The sequence below is a fragment of the Streptomyces sp. S07_1.15 genome (assembly GCF_020739505.1).
GTDB classification, from domain to species: domain Bacteria; phylum Actinomycetota; class Actinomycetes; order Streptomycetales; family Streptomycetaceae; genus Streptomyces; species Streptomyces xinghaiensis.
Genome location: NZ_JAJBZK010000001.1, coordinates 6,181,661 through 6,196,007, shown reverse-complemented (window position 1 = coordinate 6,196,007; position 14,347 = coordinate 6,181,661). Strand labels below are relative to the sequence as shown.

At 74.7% G+C, this 14,347-nt stretch carries 10 protein-coding genes and 1 pseudogene; 6 read left to right on the top strand and 5 right to left on the bottom strand.

What is annotated here, in order from left to right; translation table 11 throughout:
* Positions 1-32: 32 nt before the first annotated feature.
* Together LIX60_RS26575 and LIX60_RS26570 are read right to left on the bottom strand one after the other, a co-directional pair.
* Entirely contained in the window at positions 33-305 is a 273-nt protein-coding gene (locus LIX60_RS26575; RefSeq protein WP_039819469.1) for a hypothetical protein, read from the bottom strand.
* A 349-nt stretch (positions 306-654) separates the two neighbouring features.
* The gene (locus LIX60_RS26570; RefSeq protein WP_227961293.1) at positions 655-1,458 is read right to left on the bottom strand and encodes an SGNH/GDSL hydrolase family protein; all 804 of its coding nucleotides are present in this window, start codon (positions 1,456-1,458) and stop codon (positions 655-657) included.
* Positions 1,459-1,811: 353 nt separating this feature from the next.
* On the opposite strand from LIX60_RS26570, the gene LIX60_RS26565 reads away from it, so the two are divergent.
* The 6 genes and pseudogenes from LIX60_RS26565 (at position 1,812) to LIX60_RS26540 (ending at position 10,833) form a co-directional block, all read left to right on the top strand.
* Positions 1,812-2,210, top strand: a complete 399-nt coding sequence (locus LIX60_RS26565) for a hypothetical protein (protein WP_227961290.1) — start codon at positions 1,812-1,814, stop codon at positions 2,208-2,210.
* Position 2,211: 1 nt separating this feature from the next.
* Positions 2,212-3,330 (top strand): GNAT family N-acetyltransferase, encoded by a 1,119-nt coding sequence (locus tag LIX60_RS26560; protein ID WP_227961288.1) that lies wholly within the window; start codon positions 2,212-2,214, stop codon positions 3,328-3,330.
* Positions 3,331-3,708: 378 nt separating this feature from the next.
* A complete protein-coding gene (locus tag LIX60_RS26555) occupies positions 3,709-4,569 on the top strand; it encodes a glycosyltransferase family 2 protein (RefSeq protein WP_227961286.1) in 861 nt (286 codons plus the stop codon).
* Positions 4,570-4,631: 62 nt separating this feature from the next.
* Positions 4,632-5,537 (top strand): annotated as a pseudogene (locus LIX60_RS26550) (glycosyltransferase family 2 protein); the annotation flags it as partial.
* A gap of 261 nt (positions 5,538-5,798) precedes the next feature.
* Positions 5,799-6,572 carry a polysaccharide deacetylase family protein gene (locus tag LIX60_RS26545; RefSeq protein ID WP_227962939.1) on the top strand — a complete coding sequence of 258 codons (774 nt, stop codon included), beginning with the start codon at positions 5,799-5,801 and terminating at the stop codon, positions 6,570-6,572.
* The gene (locus LIX60_RS26540; protein ID WP_374117923.1) at positions 6,565-10,833 is read left to right on the top strand and encodes a lipopolysaccharide biosynthesis protein; all 4,269 of its coding nucleotides are present in this window, start codon (positions 6,565-6,567) and stop codon (positions 10,831-10,833) included. Before LIX60_RS26545 ends, LIX60_RS26540 begins: the two co-directional genes overlap by 8 nt.
* A gap of 188 nt (positions 10,834-11,021) precedes the next feature.
* On the opposite strand, the gene LIX60_RS26535 is transcribed toward LIX60_RS26540, so the two are convergent.
* The 3 genes from LIX60_RS26535 to LIX60_RS26525 form a co-directional block, all read right to left on the bottom strand.
* The gene (locus LIX60_RS26535) at positions 11,022-12,476 is read right to left on the bottom strand and encodes a xylan 1,4-beta-xylosidase (RefSeq protein WP_374117922.1); all 1,455 of its coding nucleotides are present in this window, start codon (positions 12,474-12,476) and stop codon (positions 11,022-11,024) included.
* A 91-nt stretch (positions 12,477-12,567) separates the two neighbouring features.
* On the bottom strand, positions 12,568-12,945 hold the full coding sequence (locus LIX60_RS26530; RefSeq protein WP_227961284.1) for a GntR family transcriptional regulator: 378 nt from the start codon (positions 12,943-12,945) through the stop codon (positions 12,568-12,570).
* 183 nt (positions 12,946-13,128) lie between these two features.
* Positions 13,129-14,280, bottom strand: coding sequence for a methyltransferase domain-containing protein (locus LIX60_RS26525; RefSeq protein WP_227961282.1), 1,152 nt, complete (start codon positions 14,278-14,280; stop codon positions 13,129-13,131).
* Positions 14,281-14,347: the final 67 nt, after the last annotated feature.

The following is a 14,347-nucleotide window of genomic DNA, read 5'->3' as shown; positions in this document are numbered from 1 at the left end:
GGGACGCGGTACGGGCCGGGGCCCGGGCGGGGCTAGCCGTGGTTGCCGAAGAGGGACCGCCTCAGCCGCCGCAGCGGCGCGAAGAGCGAGACCCGGGACACCCGCGCGCCCCGGCCGGACTTGGGCCGCCGCACATCGCGCGCGGTGAGTTCCCGCATCAGCAGGGTGGCCTCCTCCGTCTCCCGCTGCGGCACGGCGGGGCCGGCCAGCACGGCGAGATGGCGGTCGAGGCGCGAACTGTTCGCGCTGCTCCCGCAGTTGATGGCAGGCACTCGGGGCCTGCTCCGCATAGTTATCTGTTCCATGACACTCCCCACCCAAACGAGGGCACCCGGCCCGGGCAGGTTAACCCTACCGCCCCGGCACGTCACCCGCGCATCCGCGTATCCCTGACTCGGCTGCCCGGTAAGGCGGTTGACGTATCCGGATGGCTACCCGCCCTGCGGTGCGGCACTCCGCCGCGGTGTGCCCCGCCGGGTGCGCGCCGGGCGTGTCGCGGCACGGCGGCGGGTGCGGCGGGCGCGCCACGCCGCCGCTCGCGCGCCGTTGCGCCCCCGGTGCGCAGCGCTTCCCCACCGGACGGCGCGCACCGGCGGGACCCTCTCGAGCAGGGCCCCACCGGTGGGAGCGGCCGGGCGGTACCCCGGCCGGCCGTCAGGCGAGCGAGCGGAGCACCGGGAGGTAGCCGCCCGACTGCCCGGCGGCCGTGGGGTGGTAGGAGTGGTTGATGGGCCAGGTCACGCTGTGGATCCAGGAGCTTCCGGAGCAGATCTCGTGCCCGGAGAAGGTGGGCCGCACATCGCCGAAGGCGTAGCCGTGGTCGGCGGCCCGCTTGGCAGTCACGTCGTTGAGGTTGTCGGACGCGGCGTTGAGCGCGGAGCGCTCGGTCTCGGTCAGCCCCACGATGCAGGAGCCGTTGAGCTTGTAGAGACGGGGGTAGCCGAGTACGACGACACGGGCCGACGGGGCTTTGGCCCTGATCGCGGAGTACACCTGGTTCAGTTTGCCGGGCAGGGTGTTGTTCATGTAGGAGCGCGCTGCCGCGACCCGGTCGAGGCAGGTGCTCTGGGAGCTGAGGACGCAGGTCGTCATCACATCGGCGAAGCCGGCGTCGTTGCCGCCGATGCTGATGCTGACCAGGCCGGTCGACGAGCTGAGCGGGCCGAGCTGGTTGTTCAGCACATCCCCGGTCTTGGCGCCCGAGCAGGCGGTGAAGTGGAACGAGGAGGGGTTGTTGGCGGCGGCCCACAGGGGTCCGAACGCCTTGCTGCTGCGCTTGCAGTCGCCGCTGCCGCTGTCGTAGCTGCCGGCCCCGAGGCCGGAGGCGTACGAGTCGCCCAGCGCGACGTAACCGGTGGCGGCCTGTTCGGCGGAGTGGGCGGCGCCGGCTCCGGTCAGGGTCAGCGCGGCGGAGAGCAGGAGTGCGGAGAGGGTGGCCGCACGGCGGAAGAGTCTCACGGAACCTCCGGGGAGCAGGGTCTCAGTGGGGAACGGGGCAACCGGTGGCGCTGTTCTGTCGTGGCCATGCCAAGTCTTTTTGACACGTCCATGTCAATCCAGACATCGCAACCGGCCGTGGGGGCGAACCTGCGTGGCATGGCTATGACATCCCCCTGAAACACGCGGTCTACGCGCGTGCCGAGGGTGAAAGTTTGTCCACAGGCGCGGATGTGACGGCACGCCGGGATCAATGCCGACTTTCCGGACAGCAGCCCCAGCAGTCCCGCCCGGACCGTTCCGCCTTGACGGGCTTGCGACGGTTGCGCCACATTGAAGCCCGGCATCCGGCGCGTCGGGGGGCAAAGTCGCCAATGCAGACACTGAGTGACCGTCAACGTTCCACGCGGGGAACCGTCTGGCCGCTGCTGGCCGGGGCCGCCGCCGGGATCGGGGGGCTGGGGGCGGTCCTGGCCCTCACCGGCTCGGCCTCGCCGCTGCGCGCCCCGTTCACCCTCTTCTTCCTGCTCGCCGCACCGGCCGCCGCCATCGCCGCCGTGCTGACCGGCCCCGACCCGCTGAGCCGCTGGGTGATCGCGGTGGCGGGGGCGATCGCGGTCGACGTCCTGGTCGCCCAGAGCATGCTGGCCCTGCGGCTGTGGTCGGCGCGCGGCGGGATCGCCGTGGTCGCCGGGCTCAGCGCCGTCCTGTTCCTGTACGCCACTCTGCGACGCCGCCGGGAGCACACCGCGGCGGGAAGCCGGATCCTCTGACGTGGACATCAGCGTCTGCCGCCCCGGCGAGCTGACGGCCGCCGACCGGGCGGCGTGGACGGCCTTCCAGGACCGGTCGCGCCCGCCGGCCGGACCGGGGCTCGCCAATCCCTTCCTCTCACCGGAGTTCGCCCTCGCGGTCGGCCGCACCCGGCGCGACACCCGGATCGCCGTCCTGCGCGAGGGCGGCGTCCCGGCCGGCTTCTTCCCCTTCCAGCGGACCGCCGCCGGGGTCGGCCGCGCGGTGGGCCTCGGGGTGTCGGACTGCCAGGGCCTCGTCCACCGCCCCGGGTTCCGGTGGGACGCGCGGGAACTGCTGCGCGCCTGCGGGCTGGCGGTCTGGGAATTCGACCATCTGGTCGAGGGCCAGGAGCCGTTCGCGGACGGCGTCAGCGCCTCCTTCCCCTCCCCGGTCATCGACGTGGGCCGGGGCTACGAGGCCTATCTCGAACGGCTGCGCGCCTCCTCCCCCGGCTTTCTCAAGTCCACCCTGGCGAAGGAGCGCAGACTCGGCCGCCGGGCCGGCGAGGTGACCTACGTCCACGACGAGCGGGATCCGGCCGTGCTGCGCACCCTGATGCGCTGGAAGTCCGCCCAGTACCGCAGGACCGGGCGGAGCGACCGGTTCGCCCAGCCCTGGATCACCGACCTCGTCCACCAGCTCTTCCACACCCGCAACGACGGCTTCCGGGGACAGCTCTCGGTGCTCTACGCGGGCGGCCGGCCGGTGGCCGCGCACTTCGGGCCGCGCACCGGGCGCGTTCTCAGCAGCTGGTTCCCGGCCTACGACCCGGAGTACGGGGCCTTCTCGCCCGGGCTGGTGCTCCATCTGCGGATGGCCGAGGGCTCGGCGGCCCAGGGGCTGGAGCTGATCGACCTCGGGCGGGGCGCGAAGCGCTACAAGGACGAGCTGAAGACCCGGGAGATCACCGTCTCCGAGGGCTGGGTGACCCGGCCCCATCCGGTGGCCGCGGGCCACCGCGCCCGGCGTGCGCCCGTGCGGGCGCTCCGCAACACCGTGCTCGCGAGACCCGGGCTCTTCACACCGACCGACCGGATTCTCCGGGAGTTCGGCAGAATCCGGTCGCGCTCCCGGCGATCACATCCGCGTGATTCCTGACCGGAATTTCCCGGGTCTGCATGGGAGAACGATCAGAAAAATCAGAGAAGGGGGGAAATGCCCTAAGGGACTTGCCATGCGGTCCTTGATGTTCATACGGTCTTATCGACCACCCGCATCGGTTCATCGGTGAACGGCCCGGGGAGGGGCTCAGGACCGCGATGGCACCGAAGCGGGGCGCGGTTGGGGGGTGCCGTGTCCGGCGGCGCAGGAGTCTGCCGGGACACGGGCCGCGCACGGCGGTATCCATACAGCTCACGCATGCCCTGGGGACGGTCCGTGCCGTCCCGCGGCCTGCGGGAGAACCCCCCTTTCGAACCGGACACACCACCGGGCCCCCGCGGGGCGGGCGGCCCACCGGACGAGAGGGAACATCACATGAGCTCATTTCTGCGCCCGGCGCGATCGGACGAGGACCCTTTAGGTCCGCCGTCACCGGCCGGCGGAAATCCCGACCACCACGAACGGCCTGCGGACCGGTACCGCCCGGTCTCCTGCCATTTCGCGATCACCCCACCGGTGAGCGTCGTCATTCCGGCGATGAACGAGGCCGGAAATCTCCCGTACGTATTCAAGACACTGCCGGGCTGGATTCACGAAGTGATTCTGGTCGACGGCAATTCCACCGACGACACGGTCCGGGTGGCCCGTGAACTCCGGCCCGACATCAAGGTGGTCCCGCAGCGGGGCAAGGGCAAGGGCGACGCCCTCATCACCGGTTTCGCCGCCTGCACCGGCGAGATCATCGTGATGGTCGACGCCGACGGCTCGGCGGACGGCACCGAGATCGCCAGTTACGTCTCCGCACTCGTGGCCGGCGCCGACTTCGCCAAGGGCTCGCGGTTCGCCAACGGGGGCGGCACGGACGACATGACGGGCATCCGCAAGCTCGGCAACCGGGTGCTCACCACGCTCGTCAACGCCAAGTTCGGCGCCCGCTACACCGATCTCTGCTACGGATACAACGCCTTCTGGAAGCGCTGCCTGGACGAGATCCACCTCGACTGCGCGGGCTTCGAGGTGGAGACGCTGATGAACATCAGAGTCGTCAAGGCCGGACTCAGAGTCCAGGAGATCCCGAGCCACGAGTACCACCGGATCCACGGCGACAGCAATCTGCGCGCCGTGCGGGACGGACTGCGGGTGCTCAAGGTGATCCTCCGCGAGCGGGCCTCCCGGCGCTCCCGTCCCCGTCCCGCCGTGATCGCCATGGAGACCGGCCGGGGGGAGGCCCGTTGAGGACCGAGGACCCCCGGGACGCCGGGGAACTCCGGGAGACCGGGGAGCTCCGGGTCTCCGTGGTGATCTGCGTCTACACCGAGGACCGCTGGGAGGACATCCTGGCGGCCGTGGACTCCGTACGCGGCCAGTCCCGGCCCGCGTACGAGACGCTGCTGGTCGTGGACCACAACCCGGAGCTGCTGCGGCGGCTCACCGAGCGGTACGCGGACACCGGGGAGGTGCGGGTGCTCGCCAACGCGGGCCCCCGCGGCCTCTCCGCCGGCCGCAACACGGGCATCGCCGCGGCCGGCGGCGACATCCTGGCCTTCCTCGACGACGACGCCGTCGCCGAACAGGACTGGCTGCGCCGGCTGACCGGGCCGTACGCCGATCCGGCCGTGCTGGCCGTCGGCGGCCGGACGCTCCCCGTGTGGGCGTCCGGCCGCCGGCCCGCCTGGTTCCCCGAGGAGTTCGACTGGGTGGTGGGCTGCTACTACCGCGGACTGCCGCCCGGCAGGGCGCGGGTGCGCAATGTCCTCGGCGGCAACGCCTCCTTCCGCCGCGAGGCGTTCGAACTGGCCGGCGGCTTCACCACCGGAATCGGGCGGGACGGCGACACGCGGCCGCTGGGCTGCGAGGAGACCGAGCTCTGCATCCGCCTCTCGGCGGCCCGGCCGGAGGCCGTGCTGCTCCTGGAGGACCGCGCGGTGATCCACCACAAGGTGCCCGCCGGCCGGGAGGAGTTCGGCTACTTCCGCCGCCGCGCCTACGCCGAGGGCATCTCCAAGGCCCTGGTCACCCGGAGCGTGGGAAGCAGGGCCGGGCTGGAGACGGAGCGCCGCTACACCACCCGGGTGCTGCCCGCGGGGGTCGCGCGCGGACTGCGGGACGCCCTGCTGGGCCGGCCCGGCGGAGCGGGCCGGGCGGGCGCCATCGCCGCCGGACTGGCCGCCGCCGCCTGCGGCTACACGGTGGGCACCGTCCGGCGCGGCGCACTGCTCCCCCGGCCGGCGGGCGGCCCGGCGGGGACCGAGCCACGGGCGGCCGGGACGGGTCCGGTGCCCGGCACCGGCGGGCCGGGCCCCCGCGCCGGGCACGGGGCGGACGGGACGGCCGCCGGGCCCCTGCTGTCGTCACCCGGCGGGAGCGGGGCCGGGGCCGGCCGTCCCCCGGGCGGACCGCGCCGGGGGCGGCGGCCGGGCGGGCCGGGCCGGTGGCCGGGGCCGCCCGGCCCGGTGCCGATCCTGATGTACCACGCCGTCGGGGAGACGCCCGCCCCCGCCGCGTACGGGCTGTCGGTCACGCCCGAGGCGCTGCGGACGCAGCTGGAGGTGCTGGCGGAGCGGGGGTTCACCCCCGTCACCACCCGTGCCCTGGCCGCCGCCTGGCGGTCGGACGGGCCGCTGCCGCCCAGACCCGTGCTCCTCACCTTCGACGACGGTTACGAGGGTGTGCACCGGTACGCCCTGCCCGCCCTGCGGAGCCACGGCTTCACCGCGACCGTCTTCGCCACCACCGGCTGGCTGCGCGGCCCGCACGAGACGCCGGGCGCCCTCGACCTCATGCTCGACTGGGACCAGCTGCGCGATCTGTCCGCGGCCGGGCTCGAGATCGGCGGGCACAGCCACACCCATCCGCAGCTGGACGCCCTCACCGGGCCCCGGCTCCGCTCCGAGCTGGCCCGCTGCCGGGACCTCCTCGCCGGGGAGCTGGGGCGGTGCCCGGTGTCGTTCGCCTATCCGTACGGCTACTCCAGCAGACAGGTGCGGGCCGCCGTGCGGGCGGCGGGGTTCCGGCAGTCGCTCGCGGTGGGCAACGCGCTGGCCGAGCGGCGGCACGGCCCGTACGCCCTGCGGCGGGTCACCGTCCGCCGGAGCACCGGAATCGAGGAGTTCGAACGGCTGGTCGAGGGGCGGGCGCTCGGCCGGGTCTTCGCCCGGGACCGGACCCTGACGAAGGGCTACGCCCTCGTCCGACGCTCACGGCAAGCTCTCCGGAAGGTGACCCGCGCCGGTGACTGACACGACCACCACCGTCCCGGCCGGGGAGCGCACCGGGGAGAGACCGGACGCCCCCCGCGGGCCCCGGCCCCGCCGGCTGCGACGGCTGCTGCCCCGGCCGGCCGGTGGCAGCCCGCTGTTCCGCAACGCGTACGCGCTGATGGTGAACACCGGGATCTCCGCCGTCCTGGGGCTCGGCTTCTGGCTGGCCGCCGCCCGGTACTACACCGAGGAGGCGGTCGGCCAGGGCTCGGCGGCCATCGCCGCGATGAAACTCCTGGCCGGGCTGACCGCGCTGACGCTCACCGGCGCGATGGCGCGCTTCATCCCGGTGGCGGGGCGCGCGACGGGACGGCTGGTGCTGCGCACCTACGCGGCGAGTTCCGTGCTGGTGGCCGTCGCGGCCGTGGTCTTCCTGCTGACCCTCGATCTGTGGGGGCCCTCGTACCGCTTTCTGCACGGTCCGCTGAACGGGCTGGGGTTCGTCGCCGCGGTGGTCCTGTGGTCCCTGCTGACCCTGCAGGACGGGGTGCTGACGGGGTTGCGGAGCGCCTTCTGGGTACCGGTCGGCAACACCGCCTTCTCGGCGGTGAAGCTCGTCCTGCTCGTGCTGATCGCCGCCTCGGTGCCGACCGCGGGGGTGTTCGTCTCCTGGGTGGCAGCGATCGCGGTGTCGGTGGTGCCGCTGGGGCTGCTGGTGTTCCGGCGGCTGGTGCCGCGTCACGAGGCGGCGGCCGGCCCGGACATGCGGCCGCCGGGCCTGCGCGAGGTCGGCCGGTTCCTCGCCGGTGACTACACCGGCTCGCTCTTCGCGCTGGCCGTGGTCTATCTGGTGCCGGTGATCGTCGCCGCGCAGGTCGGCTCCGCGGACAACGCGTACTTCTACATCGCCACCACCATCGGCGGCACGGTCAATCTGCTCGCCCTGAACATGGGGGCCTCGCTCACCGTCGAAGGAGCGCACGACCCCGGGCGGCTGGCGGAGAACTGCCGGGCCGCGCTGCTCCGGATGGCCCGGATCATGCTCCCGGTCGGGGTGCTCCTCTTCGCCGGAGCGCCCCTGATCCTGGGCGTCTTCGGCGAGGGTTACGCACGGGAGGCGACACCGCTGCTGCGCCTCTTCGCGGTGGGCGCGGTCCTGCGCGTCGTGATCGAGGTGTACTTCGCGGTGCTGCGCGCCCAGTCGCGCACCAGTGGGCTGGCCGCCCTCCAGGGCACGCTGTGCGTCCTGGTGCTCGGGCTGACGCTGCTGCTGCTGCCGCGCATGGGCCTGACGGGCGCGGGTATCGCCGAGGTGGTGAGCCTCGCGCTGGTGGCGTCCGTCGCCGGATGGAAGCTCCTCCGGCTGCTGCGGACGGCGGGACGGGCGGAGTCCGGGGCTGGGGCGGGGACGGGGAAGGGGGCGGGGACGGCCGAGGTGCGGCCCGCGGAGTCCGGGGCCGCGGCGGGAGCCGGAGCAGCGGCAGCAGCCGGGGCGGAGGGTGCGGGCCGCGCACCGGGGGGCAGCCGGGGCGCTGCCGTTCCGGGGCCGGGGCCCGGGTCGGGGCCGCGGCCGGGGCCGGGGCCGGTGGCGGAGTCGGCCGCGGGTCCGGGCCCGGGCAGGACCGGACTCGGCGGCTCCGGCGGGGAGATGCTGTCCGGCCCGGTCCTGTGGCCGCGGGCCGGGTCCGCACCCGCACCCGCGCCGCACCACACCGCCGCCGTACCGGAGAGCGGACGGGAGCACGCCACCGTCCGGCCGGACGCGGGAAGCGGGGCGGGTGCGCCCGGGCCCGCCGGGCGGACGAGCGGGCGGCCGCTCCGCACACCTGCCTGGGCACGGCGTCTGGCGCTGGACGAGGACACCCTGCGGCTGGGCCTCCGCGCCGATCTGGACCACCCGGAACGCCATCCCGTGCTCAACCCGTACCCCCCGCCGCCGCCCGGCGGGCCCCCGCCGCGGACGGACGCCGGCCCCGCGGCGGACCCGGCCGTCGCCGAGGCCACCGGCCGGGCACTCCCCGCCGGCGCTCGGCCGCCGCTCGCGCTCCCGGGCGGCACGGAAACCGAAGCCCGCACGGTCACCGCCCCCGGCGCGGGCCGCACCGCCGGTACGGCCGGCGGGACGGGCGCCCCGGGGAGCGGAGGCGCGGAAGGACCGCCGAAGCCGGCTCCCCGGCCGGACGGGACCGCCGCTCCCGGGCCGGACCACGGCAGACCCGGCGGCGGTCTCCGAGCCGCCTCCCGCGCCGGGGCCCCGGCGTCCGGCAGTGGGCCCGCGGCGGCCCGGCGGCGCGGCTCACCGGTTCTGGCCGCCCGGGCCGGGCACGCCGCCGGCTGGCTGCTGCTCGCGGCCGGACTCGCCCTGTACTGGCTTCCGTTGCGCGGCCTGGACGACGCCGGCCTCGACCGGATGGGCGGTCTCGGCCTCGTCTCCGTCCTGCCCGCGGCCACCCTCCTCGGCGCGGCCCTGCTGGTGGCCGCCTTCGCGGCCGCGCTGTGGCCGGCCGCGCCCCGCCGTCCCCTGCTGACGGCCGTCCTGCTGCTGACCGTGGTGTCGCTGCACGCGCTGCCGGCCGTGCTGGAGGCCGAGCCGCGCTTCGCCACCGCGTGGCAGCATCTGGGGTTCATCGACCACATCGACCGCACCGGCACCGCCGTGCCCGATCTGGACGCCCGGTGGTCCTGGCCCGGTTTCTTCGCGGCGGTGGCGTTCGCGGCCCGCGCCTGCGGGGTCACGGATCTGACCGAACTGCTGCGCTGGTGGCCCACGGTCATCCAACTGCTGTATCTCGCACCGCTGTTCCTGCTGCTCCGCGCGGTACGGGCCTCCTGGCGCGCGAAGTGGACGGCGGTCTGGCTGTTCGCGCTCTGCGGCTGGGTCGGCCAGGACTACTTCTCCCCGCAGGGCTTCACCTATCTGCTCTATCTGGCCTTCGCTGCCGTGCTGCTGGTCTGGTTCCGGGAGCCGCGGGTGCTGCCGGGGAAGCGCCGGCCCGGCGAGGCGGAGCCGCCGGCCGCCGGGCGGGCCGACCGGGCCGTCCTGCTGCTGGTGCTGATCGTCCTGTTCGCGGCGGTGGTGCCCACGCACCAGCTGACGCCGTTCGTGATGCTGGGGGTGCTGACGGCCCTGGTGCTCGTGGGCCGTTCGTGGCTGCGCGGGCTGCCGCTGCTGTTCGCCGCGATGGTGGCCGTGTGGATCGGGTTCTTCGCGGAGCCGTACTGGTCCGGCCACTTCGATGAGCTGTTCGGCGGCGTCGGCGGCGTCGGCGGCAATGTGTCGTCCTCCGTCTCCGGCCGGATCGAGGGCGGCAGCGAGACGCACAAGCTGGTGCTCTACACGCGCGTGGCGCTCGCGGGCTCCGTCCTGGGGATGGCCTGTCTCGGCTGGTGGCGCCGGCGCAGGGCGGGCTACGGCGAACGGTCGCTGCTCGTTCTGGCGTTCGTTCCGTTCCTCGGCTTCGGCATGCAGTCGTACGGCGGTGAGATGGCGCTGCGGGTCTTCCTGTTCGCACTGCCGGGCGCCTGTGCGCTCGCCGCGCTGGCCGTCTTCCCCCGGGTGGGCAGCGGCCGCCGGGCGCCGGCCGTGCTCGCGGCGGCGCTGGCCGGACTGGTGTTCATGGGCGGCTTCCTCGTCGCGCGCTGGGGCAACGAGCCGTTCGAACGGGTGCGCACCGGTGAGGTCGCCGCCATGGAGTATGTCTACGCGCACGACGAGCCGACCGTACGGGTGCTGTGGATGAGCGACGACCCGGTCGAGAACGTCACTCCGGCGATGCCGTGGGGCGCCCGGGACATGGAGCGGGTCGGCTATCTGCCGACGCTCGCGCCCCGCGACGCCGCGCGGGTCGGCCCCGTGGTCGAGGCGCTGGAGAACGCGGGCCCGAACTCGTATCTGATGGTCGGCCGCGGTCAGTCCGTGTACCTCCGCATGGACGCGGGCTACGCCCCGGACTGGGAACGGTCGCTGATCCGCGCGCTGGACGGCCGGCCGGAGCTGCGCCGCGCGTTCTCCGACGACCACGCCGTGCTCTACGAGCTCCGCGAACAGCCGCCGGGGGCCGTCCCGGAACCGGAGCCCGGACGACCGGGCCCCCAGGTGACCTGGACGCCCTGGTCGGTCTACGGGGCGATCTCGGCGGGCGTCCTGATGCTGCTGCTGGCGGCGCGCGAACTGCTGCGGGTGACGGCGCCGCCGGGGGTCGGGGCGCTGGCCTGGCTGCAGGGGACGCTGTGGTTCGCGCTGCCGCTGATGGCCGTGACGCTGGCCTCTCTGGTGCACCGGTTCTGGACGATGTCCTGATCAGGGGCCGCCGGGGGTGGCCGCGCCCCGGCGGCCGGCCCCGTCCGGGCGCCCGCTCCGTACGGGTGCGGGCGGCCGGTCGACGGGAACGGGGGCGTCGGTCGGTCAACGGGTGTGGCGCGCGAAGCCGTGCGCAGGGACGGGTGCTCCGGGGCCCGCAGCCCTTCCGGCCGGCCCCACCGCTTCCGTCAGCGCTTCAGCCAGCGCACCCCGTACGCGCCGAGGTCGAACGAACGGCCGTCGACCTCCGCGGCGACCGGGCGGTTCCGGATGTTCACGACGAGCACCGCGTCCTCATCGGCGAGCACCCGTACGTACGGCCGGTCCCCGGCCGCGACCTCTACCTCCGTGAAGCGGCTGCCGGGCGGGAACTCGCGGGAGAAGCGGCTCAGCAGGTCCATCATCGGCAGCGCGGACCCGCCGTCCCCGGCCGCCGTGCCGCGCCACAGGCAGCCGGCGCAGCTCGTGCTCCGCTTCTGCGGGTTCCAGTAGAAGCCGGTGGTCGCGCCGCCCCTGCTCATCGCGATCAGGGCGGCGGCGTGCACGGCGCGCCGGTGCGGTTCGCTCCAGCCGTCGCGCTCGTCGTTCCCGTCCCCCGGCTCGACGTACCACTCGGCCCACCACAGCGGCAGCCCGGTCTCCTCGCGCACCCAGCGGCTGACGGCCGTGAACTTGGCGGTGGCGCGGAACTCGTCGGGCACGAGCGCGTCCTCGCGGGTGTAGCTGGAACCGTCGACCACGACGAAGTCCGCGCCCGCCTTGTTCTCGTTCCAGTACCGGACGGCGTCGAGGGCCCGCCGGTCGAGGCTGCCCCAGGGGCCCTTGACCTCCGAGGCGTTGGTGCTCTCGCCCGGCGGCTGGCTGTCCATGACGACATACGGCCCGCCGACGAGGTTCTCCTTGTTCACCTTCTTCAGCTCGGCGTGGACGAGGTTGTAGAGGCGGGTGTAGGCCTCGGCGTCCCAGCGCTGCCGGTCGTCGTCGTAGAAGCCCTTGAGCTCGTTCCAGACGATGAAGTGCCGGACGTCCGGGTAGCGCCTGGCGACGACGCCCGACAGGCGGGCGAAGTCGTCGTAGTAGGCGGGGTCGGGCGCCTTCTCCAGCCACTCCCGGGACCAGTCGGTCTTCCCGCGCTCGCCGCCCTTCATCCAGTCCGGCGCGCAGCACAGGGTGATGACGGGGGTGCCGCCGGTGCGGCGGATCAGGTCGATCCGGCTGTCCAGTGCGGAGAAGTCGTAACGGCCCGGCGCGGGCTCGGGGTTGTCGGCGCCCCAGCCCATGATGTGCTGGTTCTGCGGTATCGGCCGCGCGGAGAGTATCCGGTCCGCACGGCTCCGGGCGGCGGCGCGGCCGTCGTCGGCGCTGTACTGGGTGTGGGTGAAGCCCCAGCCCAGCTCCGGCGCGGGCTTGCCGCCGGGCATGCGCGGGGTGCCGTGCGGCCCCGGATCGCCGTTCCGGCCGTCGGGGGCGCCGTCGGGCGGGAAGCCGCACATCACCAGCAGCAGGCTGAGCGCCGTCACGCCGATCGCGAGGAGCACGGCGGTTCCCGGGCGCCGTCGCCGTGGATCCGGTGCCCCTGCCCGCGCCCCTGCCCCCGCCGCGCCCGCCGGCGCCGGCCCGCCCGTTCTCCTCTGACGTCTCATCACCCGTCAGCGTAGCGGGCAATTCACCCGGTACGGGGGCTTCCACGACAACTCGGGGAAGAGTGGACGGCGGGCCGGGGCGCCCCGGGGGTCAGTCCGCGCTGTAGGCGGCGCGCAGGGCCTCCTCGGCGGCGGCCAGGGCCTCCGCGCGGTTGAGCCCCAGCCTGCGGACGCGCTGTGCGTACACCTGTGCGGCGGCTGCCGCCTCGCGCTCGGCGCCTTCGCCCGCGGCGGCCACGAAGGTGCCGTTGCGGCCGCGGGTCTCGATCACCCCGTCCGTCTCCAGCGCGCGGTACGCCTTGGCCACCGTGTTGGGGGCGAGCCCCAGTTGGCCGGCGAGGGCCCGTACGGTCGGCAGCCGGTAGCCGGCCGGGAGCCGCCCCGAGCGGGCCTGGTCCGCGACCTGGGAGCGCAACTGCTCATACGGTGCGTCGGCCGAGCCGGGGTCGACGGTGACCTTCAGACTCACAGGTGCTTCTCCCTCGTCGTGCGCCGGTCCAAGTCTCCATTGTGTGCCACCGGCACCGGCCGTGCGCGGCGCGGCCGGACCGCGGCGGGAGCGGGGGGAAGCACGACGGCACCACGGCGCGACGGCACCACGGCACCACGGCATGGCGCGGAACGCGGACGGGCGGGCCCCGGCCGGCCCGGGTCAGCCGGCCCGGCCCTCCGTGGCCGGGAGGCACACGGTGCGGTCGGGGGCCGCGGGGTCGTGCGCGACCCGGTCCCCCGCCATCTGCCAGTGGAGGACGAAGCGGTCGCCCGCGCGGTAGGCCTCCAGACCGGCCCGGCAGTAGGCGACCATGTCGTCCGGCAGCCGGTCCAGCGGGCACCAGCGGAACTCCGAACACTTCTCCGGCTCCCCGTTGACGGGCTCACCGCCCGCCCCGTACGCCGCCTCGAAGAACCAGCCGATGCGCGGCGCGCCCCCGGGGCCGCGGTGCTGCATGACCAGGGCGGCGCGCAGGTCCTCCGGCGCGAGGTCCAGCCCGGTCTCCTCCCGGGCCTCACGGATCACCGCCTGCCGCACGTCCTCCCCGTCCTCGGCGTGCCCGGACGGTACGCCGAGCAGTCCGTCGCCGTATCCGGTGCCGGCCCGCCGGGCGAGCAGCACCTCCGCACCGCGGCGGAGGACGAGGTGGACGTCGACGACCTCGGTGTGGCGGCGGGCCGGCGCCGGCCAGGCCACCAGGGCGTACCGCTCGTCATCGACCGGCCCGCCCCACAACGCCGGTTCGCCCGACAGCCGTTCGAACCGGGTCCGGTCCGCCAGCGGGGCGACGGCCGCCTCCAGGTCCGCCGCCGGCAGCCCGGCGGGGCTCACCGTGCCCCACACCCCCTCGACCAGGACCAGCCGGCCGCCGGGACGGAGCAGTCCGGCCCAGTGCCGCAGCACGGCGGCGGGGTCGGGCATCAGCCAGAGCACGTGACGGGCCAGGACGACGTCGAAGCGGCGGGTGCCCACCGGGGGTGCCGCGGCGTCCCCGGTCAGCACCTCGGCGCCGGTGCCGGCGAGCTTGGCGCGGGCGCGCTCCGCCATGCGCGGGGAGCTGTCGACGCCGGTCACCCGGTGCCCCTGCCCGGCGGCGAGCAGCGCCAGGCTGCCGGTGCCGCAGCCGAGGTCGAGGACGTCCGACGGTTCGCCGGGCAGCCAGTCCGCGAGCCGCGCCGACCACGCCGCGCGGACGGCCGGGTCGCGCAGCCCGTGGTCGGGCTCCTCGTCGAACTCCGGTGCGGCGGCGTCCCAGTAGCCGGGGGACCGGGGGGACGGGGGTCCGGAAGGCGCGGTGTTGTTCTCGGTCATGCGGAGATCCTGGCAGCGGCCACTGACACGGATCCTGCCGGCGGGCCGGGCGGGTTCCGGTGGCCGG